At 50.8% G+C, this 13,389-nt stretch carries 12 protein-coding genes; 9 read left to right on the forward strand and 3 right to left on the reverse strand.

Annotated features, from left to right (window positions below; genetic code table 11):
- The first annotated feature begins 1,091 nt into the window (after nucleotides 1-1,091).
- The 4 genes from iolE (at nucleotide 1,092) to EH228_RS05100 (ending at nucleotide 5,469) form a co-directional block, all read left to right on the forward strand.
- Nucleotides 1,092-1,997, forward strand: a complete 906-nt coding sequence (gene iolE / locus EH228_RS05085) for a myo-inosose-2 dehydratase (protein ID WP_152320590.1) — start codon at nucleotides 1,092-1,094, stop codon at nucleotides 1,995-1,997.
- Nucleotides 1,994-3,169: a Gfo/Idh/MocA family protein gene (locus EH228_RS05090; protein WP_152320591.1), complete on the forward strand. Its 1,176-nt coding sequence runs from the start codon at nucleotides 1,994-1,996 to the stop codon at nucleotides 3,167-3,169. Before iolE ends, EH228_RS05090 begins: the two co-directional genes overlap by 4 nt.
- A gap of 25 nt (nucleotides 3,170-3,194) precedes the next feature.
- A complete protein-coding gene (locus EH228_RS05095; protein WP_152320592.1) occupies nucleotides 3,195-4,229 on the forward strand; it encodes a Gfo/Idh/MocA family protein in 1,035 nt (344 codons plus the stop codon).
- Between the two features lie 223 nt (nucleotides 4,230-4,452).
- A complete protein-coding gene (locus tag EH228_RS05100; protein ID WP_152320593.1) occupies nucleotides 4,453-5,469 on the forward strand; it encodes a LacI family DNA-binding transcriptional regulator in 1,017 nt (338 codons plus the stop codon).
- On the opposite strand, the gene EH228_RS05105 is transcribed toward EH228_RS05100, so the two are convergent.
- From EH228_RS05105 to EH228_RS05115, 3 genes are all read right to left on the reverse strand, one after another.
- Complete coding sequence (locus EH228_RS05105; RefSeq protein ID WP_152320594.1) at nucleotides 5,463-5,768, reverse strand: hypothetical protein; 306 nt, start codon at nucleotides 5,766-5,768, stop codon at nucleotides 5,463-5,465. The genes EH228_RS05100 and EH228_RS05105 overlap by 7 nt on opposite strands.
- 487 nt (nucleotides 5,769-6,255) lie before the next feature.
- Nucleotides 6,256-6,954: a response regulator gene (locus EH228_RS05110; protein ID WP_152320595.1), complete on the reverse strand. Its 699-nt coding sequence runs from the start codon at nucleotides 6,952-6,954 to the stop codon at nucleotides 6,256-6,258.
- Complete coding sequence (locus tag EH228_RS05115; RefSeq protein ID WP_152320596.1) at nucleotides 6,944-8,584, reverse strand: ATP-binding protein; 1,641 nt, start codon at nucleotides 8,582-8,584, stop codon at nucleotides 6,944-6,946. Before EH228_RS05115 ends, EH228_RS05110 begins: the two co-directional genes overlap by 11 nt.
- Before the next feature lie 333 nt (nucleotides 8,585-8,917).
- On the opposite strand from EH228_RS05115, the gene EH228_RS05120 reads away from it, so the two are divergent.
- Genes EH228_RS05120 through citE form a run of 5 tightly spaced genes read left to right on the forward strand, consistent with a single transcriptional unit; the run spans nucleotide 8,918 to nucleotide 13,387 of the window.
- Nucleotides 8,918-10,282, forward strand: coding sequence for a 2-hydroxycarboxylate transporter family protein (locus EH228_RS05120; protein WP_152320639.1), 1,365 nt, complete (start codon nucleotides 8,918-8,920; stop codon nucleotides 10,280-10,282).
- Nucleotides 10,283-10,304: 22 nt separating this feature from the next.
- Complete coding sequence (locus EH228_RS05125) at nucleotides 10,305-11,168, forward strand: fumarylacetoacetate hydrolase family protein (protein ID WP_152320597.1); 864 nt, start codon at nucleotides 10,305-10,307, stop codon at nucleotides 11,166-11,168.
- Between the two features lie 16 nt (nucleotides 11,169-11,184).
- A complete protein-coding gene (gene citC / locus EH228_RS05130; RefSeq protein ID WP_152320598.1) occupies nucleotides 11,185-12,225 on the forward strand; it encodes a [citrate (pro-3S)-lyase] ligase in 1,041 nt (346 codons plus the stop codon).
- Complete coding sequence (citD, locus tag EH228_RS05135) at nucleotides 12,222-12,515, forward strand: citrate lyase acyl carrier protein (protein ID WP_152320599.1); 294 nt, start codon at nucleotides 12,222-12,224, stop codon at nucleotides 12,513-12,515. The genes citC and citD overlap by 4 nt, the downstream gene beginning before the upstream one ends.
- Complete coding sequence (gene citE, locus EH228_RS05140; protein ID WP_152320600.1) at nucleotides 12,512-13,387, forward strand: citrate (pro-3S)-lyase subunit beta; 876 nt, start codon at nucleotides 12,512-12,514, stop codon at nucleotides 13,385-13,387. Before citD ends, citE begins: the two co-directional genes overlap by 4 nt.
- Nucleotides 13,388-13,389 lie beyond the last annotated feature (2 nt).

A 13,389-nucleotide genomic window follows, 5' to 3' on the forward strand; every position in this document is an offset into this window, starting at 1 on the left:
CCGATAAAGACCAGTGAATTTGGGGGCGGTAGTTTGATACATCCCCTGCGGTGCAGTAAATGAAAGTTGGTCTGATCAGTTTGCTTCGTAACATAATAATATTCTGCTGGCATGTTAAAGGGCTCATCTATAAGAAACTAAAACAAAATGTTTTATTGGTATTTTTATGTTGTGAGACCAATTATAAAACGATTTAGCGTTGTAGAATTATTTTACAGATTCCCCCTACTGGCGATGATAAGGAGGGCTTCACCTTTAAGGTGAAGTGTTAAATTTTTGCTTATGAATCACGTCGAGCCCTGAGACAGCGCGCTCCCGTTGGGTATCTGTCAACAGGGTGATTTACCAGGAATAGCAGGTACTGTTACTGACGAATTGACAAGTGGAATTAACGATTATTTTAAAATTAATCATGCTGCTATCAGGCATATTGGCTTTTTTTACTACCATCGGTTCGCTCATTTTTAGGACCATTTATTCAATGTTAATATTAGTAAGCTGGCATTTTTTAACATCGTTATGCCTGGGTTAATAGCACATGAAATAGTGCAGGAATATTGTATGTCGGGTATGGTGGTCGTTCAAAAAATATTAATAATGATATATATAAAAATAATTTATCTCCCTCAGTCGCTAACTGGGATGTGCTGGCATCGCCAGTGCCCCGATAGTTTGAAGTATGGCAGAGATAGCTGAATGATGGTTCTTTTTATGCTGGCGCTAATACTTGCGGACAGACCTCGATCCCTTGTTGTGTCTTATCTTTTTCAATGCCAGTCAGATATGGGGGGATGGATTGCGCTCAACGCTGAGGCGGGGTCAAACTCCAGCTCATTGATTGCACAAGAAGCATTTTCATTAATGAGCACCTTCTGTCGCCTCTGTTTGGCATCTTCGGCAGGGGAGGTTAGCCCGGCGCATTGAGAGCCACACAGGCGACAACATCAGCGAATGTTATATAGATCACAATTTTAACAATTCATTCACCTCATGGCCGCCAAATGAGGGTTTACCATCATTGAAGCGGTTACTTCTGTCATTCGGCTGTTCCTATAGTGACGCCATGGTGTCCTGTGAAAGGAGCGTTACTCATGAGTTCACGTATGCGGGCAGGGGTCAGCCCACTGAGTTGGACCAACGATGTGCTGGAGGATTTTGGCGCGGATATTGCGCTGGAAACCTGTCTTCGGCAGGCGGCCCAGGCGGGGTATCAGGGGATTGAGCTCGGACGTAAATTTCCCCGCACGGTTGCCGCGTTGACGCCGTTATTACAAGCGGTGGGATTGCAGCTGGCCTCGGGCTGGTACAGCGGGTTTCTGGCGCAACGTACGACAGAAGAGGAACTGGAGGCGGTGGCGCCTCATGCCCATTTATTGCAGGCGCTGGGCGTGAAGGTGATGGTCTACGGCGAGTGTGGCAGGATGCCTGGTGAGGCGCCGCTGGATCAGCCCATGTCGTTGTCTCCGCCATTAAGCTTGCTGGATCTGAGTGATTACGCCAGCAAAATGAATGCATTTTCTGCGGCGTTGCAGCGTGAGTATGGGCTGCAACTGGCCTATCACCACCACCTGATGATGCTGGTGGAGCGCCACGGCGAATTACAGGATTTTCTGGCGCACACCGATGACTGCGTCGGCCTGGTACTGGACACGGGGCACGCCTTTGCCGGTGGCGTGGAGATTACCACGCTGCTAAAAGAATATGGTCGTCGTATTGTGCATATTCACCTGAAAGATGTGCGACCCGAGGTGCTGCAACGGGTTCATGATGAAGATCTGAGCTTTAACGAGGCGGTCCGTGCGGGGTTGTTTACCATTCCCGGCGAGGGGGCCATCGACTATGCGCCATTGATTGAATTTGTCGAAAACTCGGGTTACCAGGGATGGTTGATTATCGAAGCCGAGCAGGACCCACAACAGGCTGAACCATTCACTACCGTTTGCCGCGCCTTCCGTTGGCTACAGCAGACTTTCATGACTGAGGAGACCACCAAATGAAAGCGAGGCTGAATATTGGCCTGATTGGATCGGGCTTTATGGGACAGGCGCATGCCGATGCTTATCACCGCGTGGCGATGATGTATCCCGACTTGCCCAAACGGCCTTGTCTGTATGCGCTGGCTGATCAGAATCAACCACTGGCACAGCAAAATGCCGATCGTTTTGGTGCGGAAAAGGCCTATGGTAATTGGCGTGACCTGGTGAATGATCCTCGCGTGGACGTTGTCGATATTACCTCGCCGAACCATCTGCATTATGACATGGCGCTGGCGGCCATGGCGGCAGGCAAGCATGTCTATTGTGAAAAACCGCTGGCGGTGAGTGCGGAACAGGCGAGAGAAATGGTTGAGGCGGCCCGTCAGGCGGGAGTAAAAACCATGGTTGCCTTCAACAACATCAAAACGCCGGCGACCTTGCTGGCAAAACAGATTATTGAGCGTGGCGAAATCGGTACGCTGGTGCGTTTTCGCGGCACTTTCGATCAGGGATTTTATAACGATCCCACACTGCCCTGGTCGTGGCGCTGTTCAAAAGCCTTGGGAGGCAGCGGGGCGCTGGGGGATTTAGGCGCGCATACGCTTTCCGTCGCGCAGTTCCTGATGGGCGGGATCCGCAATGTCACCGCTAACGCACAAACCTACTTACGCCAGCGTCCGGTACCGGCAGTGGATGCCGGTTATGCCAGTCAGACGGATGAACACGCCGAATGGCGCGCGGTGGAGAATGACGACCAGGTCCAGTGCCTGGTGAATTTCGACAGCGGCGCTTCCGGTGTAATTGAGGCCTCACGCATCGCGGCGGGCCGTATTTTTGGCGTTTACTGGGAGGTCTCCGGCACGAAAGGTACGCTGTATATGGATGGTGAGCGTTTTAATGAGTTGCAGGTTTATCGTTTTAACGATGACCGGCATGATCGCGGTTTCAAGACACTGTACGCGGGCAGTCAGATCCCTGCTTATTCCGGCTTCTTCGGTTTTGATTTTGGCGGAGGGGGACTGGGTTATTTTGATGTGAAGGTGATTGAGGTGCATGACCTGGTGAAGGGGATTTGTAGCGAGGAGGATTGTTTCCCCAATTTCGCCTTTGGCCTGCACAACCAGCAAATTCTCACGGCTATTGAACAGTCGATGGTTTCGCAGCAGTGGGTGACCGTGGCGAAAAGCCACTAAATACGCAATTTAAGAAGGAGTTGCGATGTTCCCTTCCTCATTACCTAAACCTCGGGGCCTGGCGCCGCAGGCGGTTCCCGTCCTGCGCTGGGGCATTATTGGTCCTGGCTGGATTGCCGCGCATTTTGCCAAAGCATTGCAGGAAAAAACCACTCAGCGACTGGTTGCCGTCGCGGGGCGCCATCTGGATAAAGTCCGCGCCTTTGCTGAACAGTGGGCAATACCGCAGGCCTTTGGCGATGCTGATGAGATGCTGGCGCTGAAAGATCTGGATGTGGTGTACATTGCCACGCCGCATAACCATCACTTCCCCGACGGTATGAAAGCGCTGGGGGCGGGCAAACATGTATTGATTGAAAAGCCGCTGGCGCTGAATGCGCGCGAGGGGGCGGCATTACAGCAGAAGGCGCAGCGGCAGGGCGTGCTGTGTATGGAAGCGATGTGGTGCGATTTTACGCCGAAATATGACGTATTGCGCCAGTTGCTGGCTGACGGCGCGTTGGGCGAATTGCATACGCTGATTGCCGATCACGGCGAGTTCTTTACTGCGGATCACCGCATTTTTAACGCCGACCTGGCGGGGGGGCCGATGCTCGATCTGGGCAGCTACCTGGTGTCGTTGAGCGTGATGGTGGGCGGCGGCGCACCCGCAGAAATTATTGCTCGCGGACAGTCAGCAGAGCAGGGCGTTAATGGGCAGGTATCTATGCTGATGCAACACCCCAATGGCATGCATTCAGTATTGCACACCACATTGTTCAGCAATACGCCTGGTGGAGCGGTGATTGCCGGGCGTGACGCCAGCATAGTGCTCGACGGACAGTTTTACGCACCGGGCGGTTTTGTCCTGACCTCCAGTCAGGGCAATAAAACCCTGCGTTGGGAAGAGCCGTTAAATCGTTATCAGCAGTTGTATCATGAGGCGGAACACGTCGCCTGGTGTATCGGCCAGGGGCGTACTGATTCTCCGCTTCGTCCGCTGGCGACGTCGTTAATCACGGTATCGACGATGGATGAGGTGCGCAGACAACTGGGTATTGTCTTTAACGAAGAACGCTGAGTTTGACCGTCTGGCGGAACACCCACCCCGTTGGGGGATTTTACTTTAGTCACGCCGCGTTGTGGCGCATGAGGAAAGGATCATCCAGGGCAAATTCTTTTCTCTGTCATGAGCCATTCCTGTCTGTCAGATCACCGTTCAGCAATAAAGTCATTGCCAAATTAGCGCGTTTGCTTACCCTGAAACAGGGCAGTTTTGACGGATTTCCCTCAACAGATAACCAATGAAAACCATGACTCTTGACGAACTGGCGCGCGTGTCGGGCGTCAGTGTGGCAACGGTGGATCGCGTACTGAATGAACGCGGCGGCGTCTCGCCACGGACGACGAAAAAAGTACTCCAGGCAGCACGAGAAGCCGGGCTGAAGCGCATTCTGCCGGAGGAGCATCGCCAGCCATGGCAAATTGAGGTGATGCTGAGCGGCAATGATTCGTTCTTCTTTAAGCAACTGGCCAGTGACTTTGCCACAGTAGCGACCGCTCTCGGCTACCGGCGCATTGTTTTGCATCGTACTTTCATTCCAGAATCTCGCCCGGATAAGCTCGCCGCCCACATTATTGCCAGTAGCCAGCGGTGTGACGGTCTGATCGTTTTTGCCCATGAACATCCGGCGATTTATGACGCACTGAGCGTATGCAAACGGCGAGGCGTGCCGGTGGTCACTCTGGTGACAGATTTACCTGGTGCTGAGCGGCTTTGTCATGTGGGGATTAATCAGTTGCAGGCGGGCCGAACGGCGGGACTGATGATGGGGAATTTTCTAAAGCGGGAAGGTGAGGTGATTATGGTCAGCGGGCGATTTGAGTACAGCGCGCACCAGCAACGGATCCAGGGGTTTCGTGATGTGTTGCATGAACGTTTTCCACACCTTGTATTAAAGGAAGCGCTGGCCGGGCAGGAGAGCCGGAACACGATCAGTAAACTGCTGGAAAAACAGCTGGTGCAGTCGAAAACGGTGGTGGGGGTCTACAACACCGGGCTGGGCAATACCCAGGTAAGCGAGGCGCTGGCACGCCACCGGTTGACCGACTCCTGCATACTGATAACCCACGAGCTTTATGCCACGACCCGGGCGCTGTTTGCTAAAGGTACGTTAGCGCTGACCCTCGACCAGAATACCCGCCGTCATGCTCAATTGTCCGTTGATATGTTGCTGCGTTACCTTGAAAAGGGAGTCGTGCCGGCAGCGCAAGACGGCAAGGTGAAATTTATGCTTTATACTGCCGAGAACTATCATTGATCCGCCTCAAAAAACAGTATGGTATGAAAAGTTGTACATATAAAAATAAAGAATTTTTGTTTATGGTGAAAACACCGCTGAAATGCAAATCCTTCCACATATTTATCAGTTAAAGAATAATTTAAAAAAATAAAAAATATTTTTTGAAGACCGCTATCACCGACATTCAATGGATTACTCTCTCGGAGAGAATAGCCCTGCCGGGTGAATAAATGGTTTTTAGCTGTCAATGTAAATATTTTTATTTCTTTTTGGTTAAATGCTAAGTTTTTTATTGAAATGCTATGAGTAAATAACATTACTTCTGCTCATGTTTGAGCAACATTCCTAACTATGTATTTACAAAAATTAGATATCTTTCGCATGAGAAATTTTCGCCTTATAGCACCGAAAAGTTGGAATGTGATAGATAAAAAAAGTAAGGTATTCTTTTATTTTTCAGTCTTTCTATTCCTGTTAACAACTTATTTTGTTTAGTCTAACCCAGTCAGATGAGTTCTCGGATCTCTAACGATGAAATCCAGACGGAGCTATTTTAGAGATTATCAGCATCAGGCCTTTAAATCCGATTCCAGCAGTAACATAAGATAAATATGCCTTCCGCCCGTGAGCAACCTGGTGCATGATCGTTGACGATATCGGGCTGTTTTTTTGGGCACCAGGAACACAAAGGTTGGCACGAATGTTACTCCCATTCAGCGAGACTGACGGGGATTGCATTACCAAATTTTCCCCGTTATGCCTGCTCACTGGATGTCGTGGTTCTCATACATCGGCATGAGGAGATCACGCTGTCACGTGGACACGCCGGTATATTCGCCGCGGATGGCCAATTTTGCCGTACTTGCATTCCACGGTCAGGAAGCCGATTTCCACGCAATGTTCCAGATAGCGACGGGTGGTGGTTTTACTCAGTCCGGTTTCGTTCATCACCTCATCCACTGAAAAACAGCGCGTGGCCTGATGCTCAAACAATTTTTGCACCCGCGCCAGGGTACTCTCTTCAATACCTTTACTGCTGTTATCTTTGCGGTAATTTTTCGCCTGCAGTTGATAGAGTGAGTCAACATTGTGCTGGTCGACAATCTTCCATGTTTGCTGCTGTTCGGTGAATTGCACAAAACGCGCCAGCGACTGATTTAAACGTTTCCAGGAGACGGGTTTAAGAATGTAATCAAACGCGCCATTGCGGATAGCCTGGCTACAGGTGTCCATATCACTGGCGGCGGTGATGAAAATCACCGAACAGTTGGCGCGAATAATCAGTGGATCACTGATAAGCGTAATGCCTTTGCCATCCGGAAGAAAGTTATCGAGCAGAATCAGCCGCGATGAAGTCCTGTTCAGCAACACCCGCGCTTCAGCAAGGGAAGAGGCCATTCCCGCCAGTCTCAAACGCGGATGTTTGTTGATCAGCTCGGCATAAAGTTGAGCCAGTACATTTTCATCTTCTACTATCAGCACATCTATCAGTTCATGATACATAATTTTGATCTTCCATGAAGAGAACGGGGTGAGGGGCGGCATTGCTCGTTTCAGGAATAAACACAGAGAAAGTGGTGCCGCATGGCAGGTTAGCGGAGATATCGATCGAACCACCCGCGTGAGTGACATAACTGGCGATGAGATACAGACCAATACCATGATCGCCACTGCGTTTGGTGGTTATCCCGCGTTCAAAAATCCGTTCACGTATCGCCGGGTCGATACCGATACCGTGATCCATTACCTCAATAATCAGTTCCCGACGATTAAGCAGGATCAACACTTCCACCGGAGCATGGGGCGGAATAGCGCGCTGAGTGGCCTCGATAGCGTTATCCAGCAAATTACCAATGATCGAAATCAGCTCGGCTTCGCCAAGAGAATGGCAAGCCTTTTCCATACTGCACAGTGGGTCAAAGATCAGTGCAATGCCTTTTTCTTGTGCGTGTGCGGCTTTACCAAGTAGCAACCCGCATAATGTCGGTGAGCTAAAGCGTGCAGAGACAAAGTCCAACAGTGCCTGCGCGTGTTCCGACTGCGACTGAATGTAATGTAGCGCTTCATCATAGCGTTCCATATGCAACAGACCGGAAAGTGTCGTCATGCGGTTTAGTGACTCGTGGCGCATAATGCGCAGATTATCAACATAGCGTTTTACCTGACTGAGCTGAACGCTCAGCGTGTCGATTTCATTACGATCACGAAAGGTGATAACCCATCCCTGCAACTTGTCCTCCAGCATAATGCGTACCCTGCTGGCGATCACCGTTAGCTGATTGAAGTGGCAGATTTCGTCATGCGTATCGTTTTTCAGCATCACTTTCCGGGTGAAAAACGTGACCGGAGCAATCACCTCGCCGATGGTCTGTCCGCACAGGGCCTCGGTGGATTGGCTTAAGTCCAGCAAATGGCGTGCCGCCTGGTTGATCACTTCAATACGCCGTTCGCTGTCGAGAGCTATCACCCCTTCATAAATGGACTCCATCATGGCTTTTTGCTGTCGTACCAGCAGACCAATTTCGCGAGGTTCCAGCGAAAAAATCTGCTTTTTAATGCTGCGAGTGAAAAACCAGGAAAAGATAAACAGCGCCGCCAGTAATAATATGATGACAATAGAGATATTGAGCACTTTGTCCAGGGTGATGACATCGAGGTGGCGAGTCAGATAACCGACCGAGACAATACCGATCACCTGTCCACCATCGTCAAAAATCGGTGCCTTGCTACGGAGCGAAATACCAAGACCTCCTTCGCGGATGGTAATAGTACTGCGTCCTTGCAGTACGTCTTCATTATCTCCGCCTTCCAGCGGTTTCCCGACTACATCGGCACGTACTGAATGAAATAGGTGAATACCTTTGTTATCGCCAATAACAATAAAACTCGCATCGCTGTGTGATACGACTTTTTTCATAAACTGGGTGAGTGCTGGAATATCTTTTTCGCTAATGGCTTTGCGTAACATTGGAATGATAGCTATTTCTTCTGCCTGTATTTTGGCTCTGGAACTCATTTCCTGGTATAGCTGTCGACCCACGTCCTGATAATGAAAAATACCAAGGAGAGTTAAAATAATAGAGAAAAAAAGTATCAGGTAAATAAAAAGTTTAATTTGGAAAGAGACTTTCATAACAGAATACACAGTCACCAGGAAAGCGCCAATGTATCATCTTTTGATATGGACGCACGTTGTTTTCCAAATACTTGTGATCCCTTGCACAATCAGGCTTAAGGTCTGAAAGATAAACTACTTTATTCACAATTTTCAAATGTTATGAAATTGTCTTCTCTATATAAAAAACCATAAAAACCACGGAAATAATTAAGGCCGAAATCACATGGAGTAAAAAACCATAAAAACCATAAATACCATTAAAATTCTTACTTATTATGCTTTTTCTCACATTACGTATCTGTCTGGCCTTTTACCCTGTAAGCACAAAGATAACAACGGGGCTTAATGATGAGTACAACGGATGATGCAATGACGATGACCTCTGAAACGCTGACGATTAAAAAAACGTCACTGAAGGAGAAGTGGTGGCACATTATGGATACCTGGAAGGTAGGGATTATTCCACTGCCTTTATTTCTACTGGCTGGCGTATTAATTGCCATCGACTGCCTTTATGGCTCGTTGCCCAGTGATATTGTGGTGATGGTCGCCACGCTGGCGTTCTTCGGTTTTGCCTGCGGCGAGTTCGGTAAACGTCTGCCGATCGTCGGTAAATTAGGGGCGGCGGCGATCTGCGCGACCTTTATTCCGTCGGCCATGGTCTATTATGGTTTATTGCCGGATACGGTGGTTGAATCCACCACCCGGTTTTACAAATCCACCAATATTCTCTATCTCTACATTTGCTGCATTATTGTCGGCAGTATTATGAGCATGAATCGCGATACGTTGATTCAGGGCTTCATGCGTATCTTCTTCCCGATGCTCTGCGGTGAAATCGTTGGCATGTTGGTGGGAATGGGCGTGGGGCTGTCACTGGGGATGGAACCGTTCCAGATCTTCTTCTTTATCATTCTGCCGATTATGGCCGGCGGGGTGGGAGAAGGCGCTATTCCGCTCTCTATTGGTTATGCCGCATTGTTGCATATGGAGCAGGGCGTTGCGCTCGGGCGTATATTGCCGATGGTGATGCTCGGTAGCCTGACCGCCATCATTATTTCCGGTTGCCTGAACCAACTGGGTAAACGTTTCCCACATCTGACTGGTGAAGGGCAATTGATGCCTGACCGCAGAAATGTTGACCAACCCACCGCATCCGCGCCGTTGTTCTCCGCTAAAACCGATGTCACCACTATCGCGGCAGGTGTTCTGCTGGCGGTACTGCTGTATATGATCGGGATGCTCGGCCATAAATTGATTGGCTTGCCCGCACCGGTTGGCATGTTGTTTGTCGCGGTACTGATCAAGCTGGTACACGGCGTATCTCCGCGCCTGCTGGAAGGTTCCCAGGTGGTGTACAAATTCTTCCAGACCTCCGTGACTTATCCCATCCTTTTTGCTGTTGGTGTGGCGATTACGCCATGGCAAGAACTGCTACATGCTTTTACTCTCAATAACCTGTTGGTGATTGTGAGTACGGTCTCCGCACTGGTCGCGACAGGCTTTGTGGTGGGTAAAAAGATCGGCATGCATCCTATTGATGTGGCCATTATTTCCTGCTGTCAGAGTGGTCAGGGCGGGACCGGGGATGTGGCGATTCTCACGGCGGGAAACCGCATGAGTCTGATGCCGTTTGCCCAGATAGCCACTCGTATTGGCGGGGCTATCAACGTGTCGGTATCGCTGCTGGTTCTTGGCAATTTCCTTATTTGACAGGTGTATTACAGGAACGAATATGAAACTCGCAAGCTTTATCTATCAAGGGATCCGTAGCTACGGCATCGTCAGGGACGATGGCGTGGTTAATCTGGGGGCGCGGCTTGGCAATCGCTATGTTGATTTGAAATCGCTGCTCGCGGCTAACGCGCTGGATGAGGCGCAACGATTGAGTGGTGAGGCGATAGATATTCATTTTGACGCGATCGAATTTCTGCCGGTAATCGATAACCCAGGGAAAATTCTCTGTGTCGGCATGAATTACGCCGAAAAGCGCAAAGAATTCGATCAACACAACCCGGCGCCGACATTGTTCGTCCGCTTTGCGGACTCACAAACCGGCCATAACACCCCCATTCTGAAACCACGTTACTCCAGTGAGTTTGACTATGAAGGTGAGCTGGCGGTGATCATCGGGACCGGTGGCGAAGATATTCCCCGAGAGGTTGCGCTCAGCCATGTCGCTGGCTACAGCTGCTATATGGATGGTTCCGCGCGTGACTGGCAGCATAGCTGGTTTACCGCAGGAAAAAACTGGCGGCAGACCGGCGCATTTGGTCCGTGGATGACCACGGCCGATGAGATCCCGGATCCGCATCAACTGGCGATCCGTACCTGGTTGAATGGCCACATGGTACAGGACGATAACACTTGCCACATGATCCATCAGGTTGCCGAGCTTATCGAATACATCAGTACCTTTACTCGCCTGGCGCCTGGTGACGTGATCATCACTGGTTCGCCTGGCGGAGTGGGAAAGAAACGTAACCCGCCGCTCTTTATGCAGGCAGGTGATTGTATTGAAGTGGAGATCGAAAACATCGGCCACCTCAGTAACGTGATTATCGATGCGCCAGCTCATGCGTTGACGGCGGCGCACTAAGGATCAAGGCAATACAATGCAAGCACAATGGCCGATTGATTTCCGCGTGGTGGAAGTGAACCGCAACCCTCGCTCGCTGGCCGCGATCCGCACCTTGCTCTCCGGCAATGGACTGGGTCTGGACCGTGACATCACCACCTTTGTTGCCGCCTGGTCGGGAGAGCGGTTGATGGGGTGCGCTGGTCTTGCCGCCAATGTTATCAAGTGTGTGGTAGTGGATGAACAACTGCGTGGTGAAAACCTCAGTGCGCGGCTGCTGGCGGAAGTGGAACAGCTTGCGCTGGCTCGCGGACATTTTCATCTGTTTCTGTATACCCGTTCCTGTCACCGGGAGCGTTTTCAGCACAATGGTTTCTGGCCCATCGCCGAGAGCTCTAACCATGCACTCCTGATGGAGAACACGCCGCAGGGCCTCCAGCGTTACTGTCGTTCGCTACAGGCAAGTCGTATGCCGGGACAGCGTATTGGCGCGATAGTGATGAACGCCAATCCTTTTACTCTGGGACACCGTTATTTGGTGGAGCAGGCTGCGCGAGCATGCGACTGGTTACAGTTGTTTGTCGTGCGTGAAGACGCGTCGTTCTTTCCCTTCTCGACCCGGTTGAAAATGGTACAAGCGGGCGTGGCTCATCTGCCGAATGTCACGGTACATCAAGGTTCTCACTACATTATCTCCCGCGCTACTTTTCCTGCCTACTTCCTGAAAGAGCACAGTGAAGTGCAACAGGCGTGGAGTGAGATAGATCTGCTTATTTTTCGCAATGCGATAGCCCCGGCGCTGGGGATTACTCATCGCTTCATCGGCAGCGAGCCGTTTTGTGAAATAACCCGGCAGTACAATCAATCTATGCACCAGTTATTAGCGGGAGCGGTAGATGTCGTGGAGATCCAACGGATTAGCACTGCCGGTCATGTTATTTCCGCATCGGAAGTGCGTCGTTTACTTAACACTCAGCAGTTTTCCAGACTTCGGGACATGGTGCCGGATACCACTTTCGCGTATCTCGACCCTTGTTACCGTGCGGAACTCGCTGAGGAATCAGGAATATCGTTATGAATATTGTGAGGGAAGCACTGGTCGGGACGTTGGAGTCCAGTGACCTGAGGGTGAAAGTTGCCCCCGCCGCAGGTGAGCTGGATATTGTTATTCACAGCGAAGTGATCAAACAGTTTGGTGATCAGATCCACCAGGTGGTGAACGCCACATTGCGTGCAATGGAGGTGAATCAGGGGTTGATCATTATTGAAGATAAAGGCGCGCTGGATTGTGTGATCCGCGCTCGTCTGCAAAGCGCTATTCTGCGTGCCGCCGATGTCAGTGAGAGCGACTGGGGGAAACTGCTGTGAGAAAACTTCGTCGTAGCATGTTATTTCTACCGGGTGCTAACGCCGCCATGCTCTCCACTGCCTTTGTCTATCGACCGGATTCAATCATGTTCGACCTGGAGGATGCGGTGGCTCTGCGTGAAAAAGACAGTGCGCGTTTGCTGGTATTTCATGCTCTGCAACATCCGATGTACCAGGATATCGAAACGGTGGTGCGGATCAACCCGTTGAATACACCATTTGGCTTGCCGGATCTGGAGGCGGTGGTCCGCGCGGGGGTTGATGTGGTGCGTTTACCGAAAACGGATACCCCGGAAGATATTCACGAGCTGGAACGTCACCTGGCGCGTATCGAACGGGCTTGTGGGCGTGAAGTAGGCTCAACCCGGTTAATGGCGGCGATAGAATCTGCAATTGGCGTGATTAACGCGGTGGCCATTGCCCGTAGTTCTCCACGTTTGATTGGTATTGCGTTGGCGGCCTTTGATTATGTGATGGATATGCAAACTGAGCGAGGCGACGGCACCGAGCTGTTTTATGCCCGCTGCGCCGTGTTGCATGCTGCCCGCGCGGCTGGCATTGACGCCTTCGACGTGGTGTGGTCGGACGTGAATGATGAAGCCGGTTTCCTGCGGGAAGTTGAGTTGGCGCGCAAGATGGGTTTTAACGGTAAGTCGTTGATCAACCCGCGTCAAATTGAGCTCCTGCATAATGCTTACGCGCCAACCCAACAGGAAGTTGAGTACGCCCAACGGGTTATCGCAGCGGCAGAAGAGGGGGAACGCAATGGCCTGGGAGTGGTGTCGCTAAACGGCAAAATGATCGACGCTCCTGTTATTAACCATGCCCAGAGGGTACTGGAACGTGCGGCTGCATCCGGCATCCGTCGTTAAGG

It is taken from the genome of Erwinia endophytica (assembly GCF_009295515.1).
Classification (GTDB): Bacteria; Pseudomonadota; Gammaproteobacteria; order Enterobacterales; family Enterobacteriaceae; genus Erwinia; species Erwinia endophytica.

What these genes read in the sequence shown, in the direction of transcription:
- EH228_RS05110 (WP_152320595.1), bottom strand. Translation starts at nt 6,954, where the DNA reads ATGTATCATGAACTGATAGATGTGCTGATAGTAGAAGATGAAAATGTA.
- EH228_RS05100 (WP_152320593.1), top strand. Translation starts at nt 4,453, where the DNA reads ATGAAAACCATGACTCTTGACGAACTGGCGCGCGTGTCGGGCGTCAGT.
- EH228_RS05105 (WP_152320594.1), bottom strand. Translation starts at nt 5,768, where the DNA reads ATGTTATTTACTCATAGCATTTCAATAAAAAACTTAGCATTTAACCAA.
- EH228_RS05115 (WP_152320596.1), bottom strand. Translation starts at nt 8,584, where the DNA reads ATGAAAGTCTCTTTCCAAATTAAACTTTTTATTTACCTGATACTTTTT.
- EH228_RS05120 (WP_152320639.1), top strand. Translation starts at nt 8,918, where the DNA reads ATGAGTACAACGGATGATGCAATGACGATGACCTCTGAAACGCTGACG.
- EH228_RS05125 (WP_152320597.1), top strand. Translation starts at nt 10,305, where the DNA reads ATGAAACTCGCAAGCTTTATCTATCAAGGGATCCGTAGCTACGGCATC.
- iolE (WP_152320590.1), top strand. Translation starts at nt 1,092, where the DNA reads ATGAGTTCACGTATGCGGGCAGGGGTCAGCCCACTGAGTTGGACCAAC.
- EH228_RS05095 (WP_152320592.1), top strand. Translation starts at nt 3,195, where the DNA reads ATGTTCCCTTCCTCATTACCTAAACCTCGGGGCCTGGCGCCGCAGGCG.
- citD (WP_152320599.1), top strand. Translation starts at nt 12,222, where the DNA reads ATGAATATTGTGAGGGAAGCACTGGTCGGGACGTTGGAGTCCAGTGAC.
- citC (WP_152320598.1), top strand. Translation starts at nt 11,185, where the DNA reads ATGCAAGCACAATGGCCGATTGATTTCCGCGTGGTGGAAGTGAACCGC.
- EH228_RS05090 (WP_152320591.1), top strand. Translation starts at nt 1,994, where the DNA reads ATGAAAGCGAGGCTGAATATTGGCCTGATTGGATCGGGCTTTATGGGA.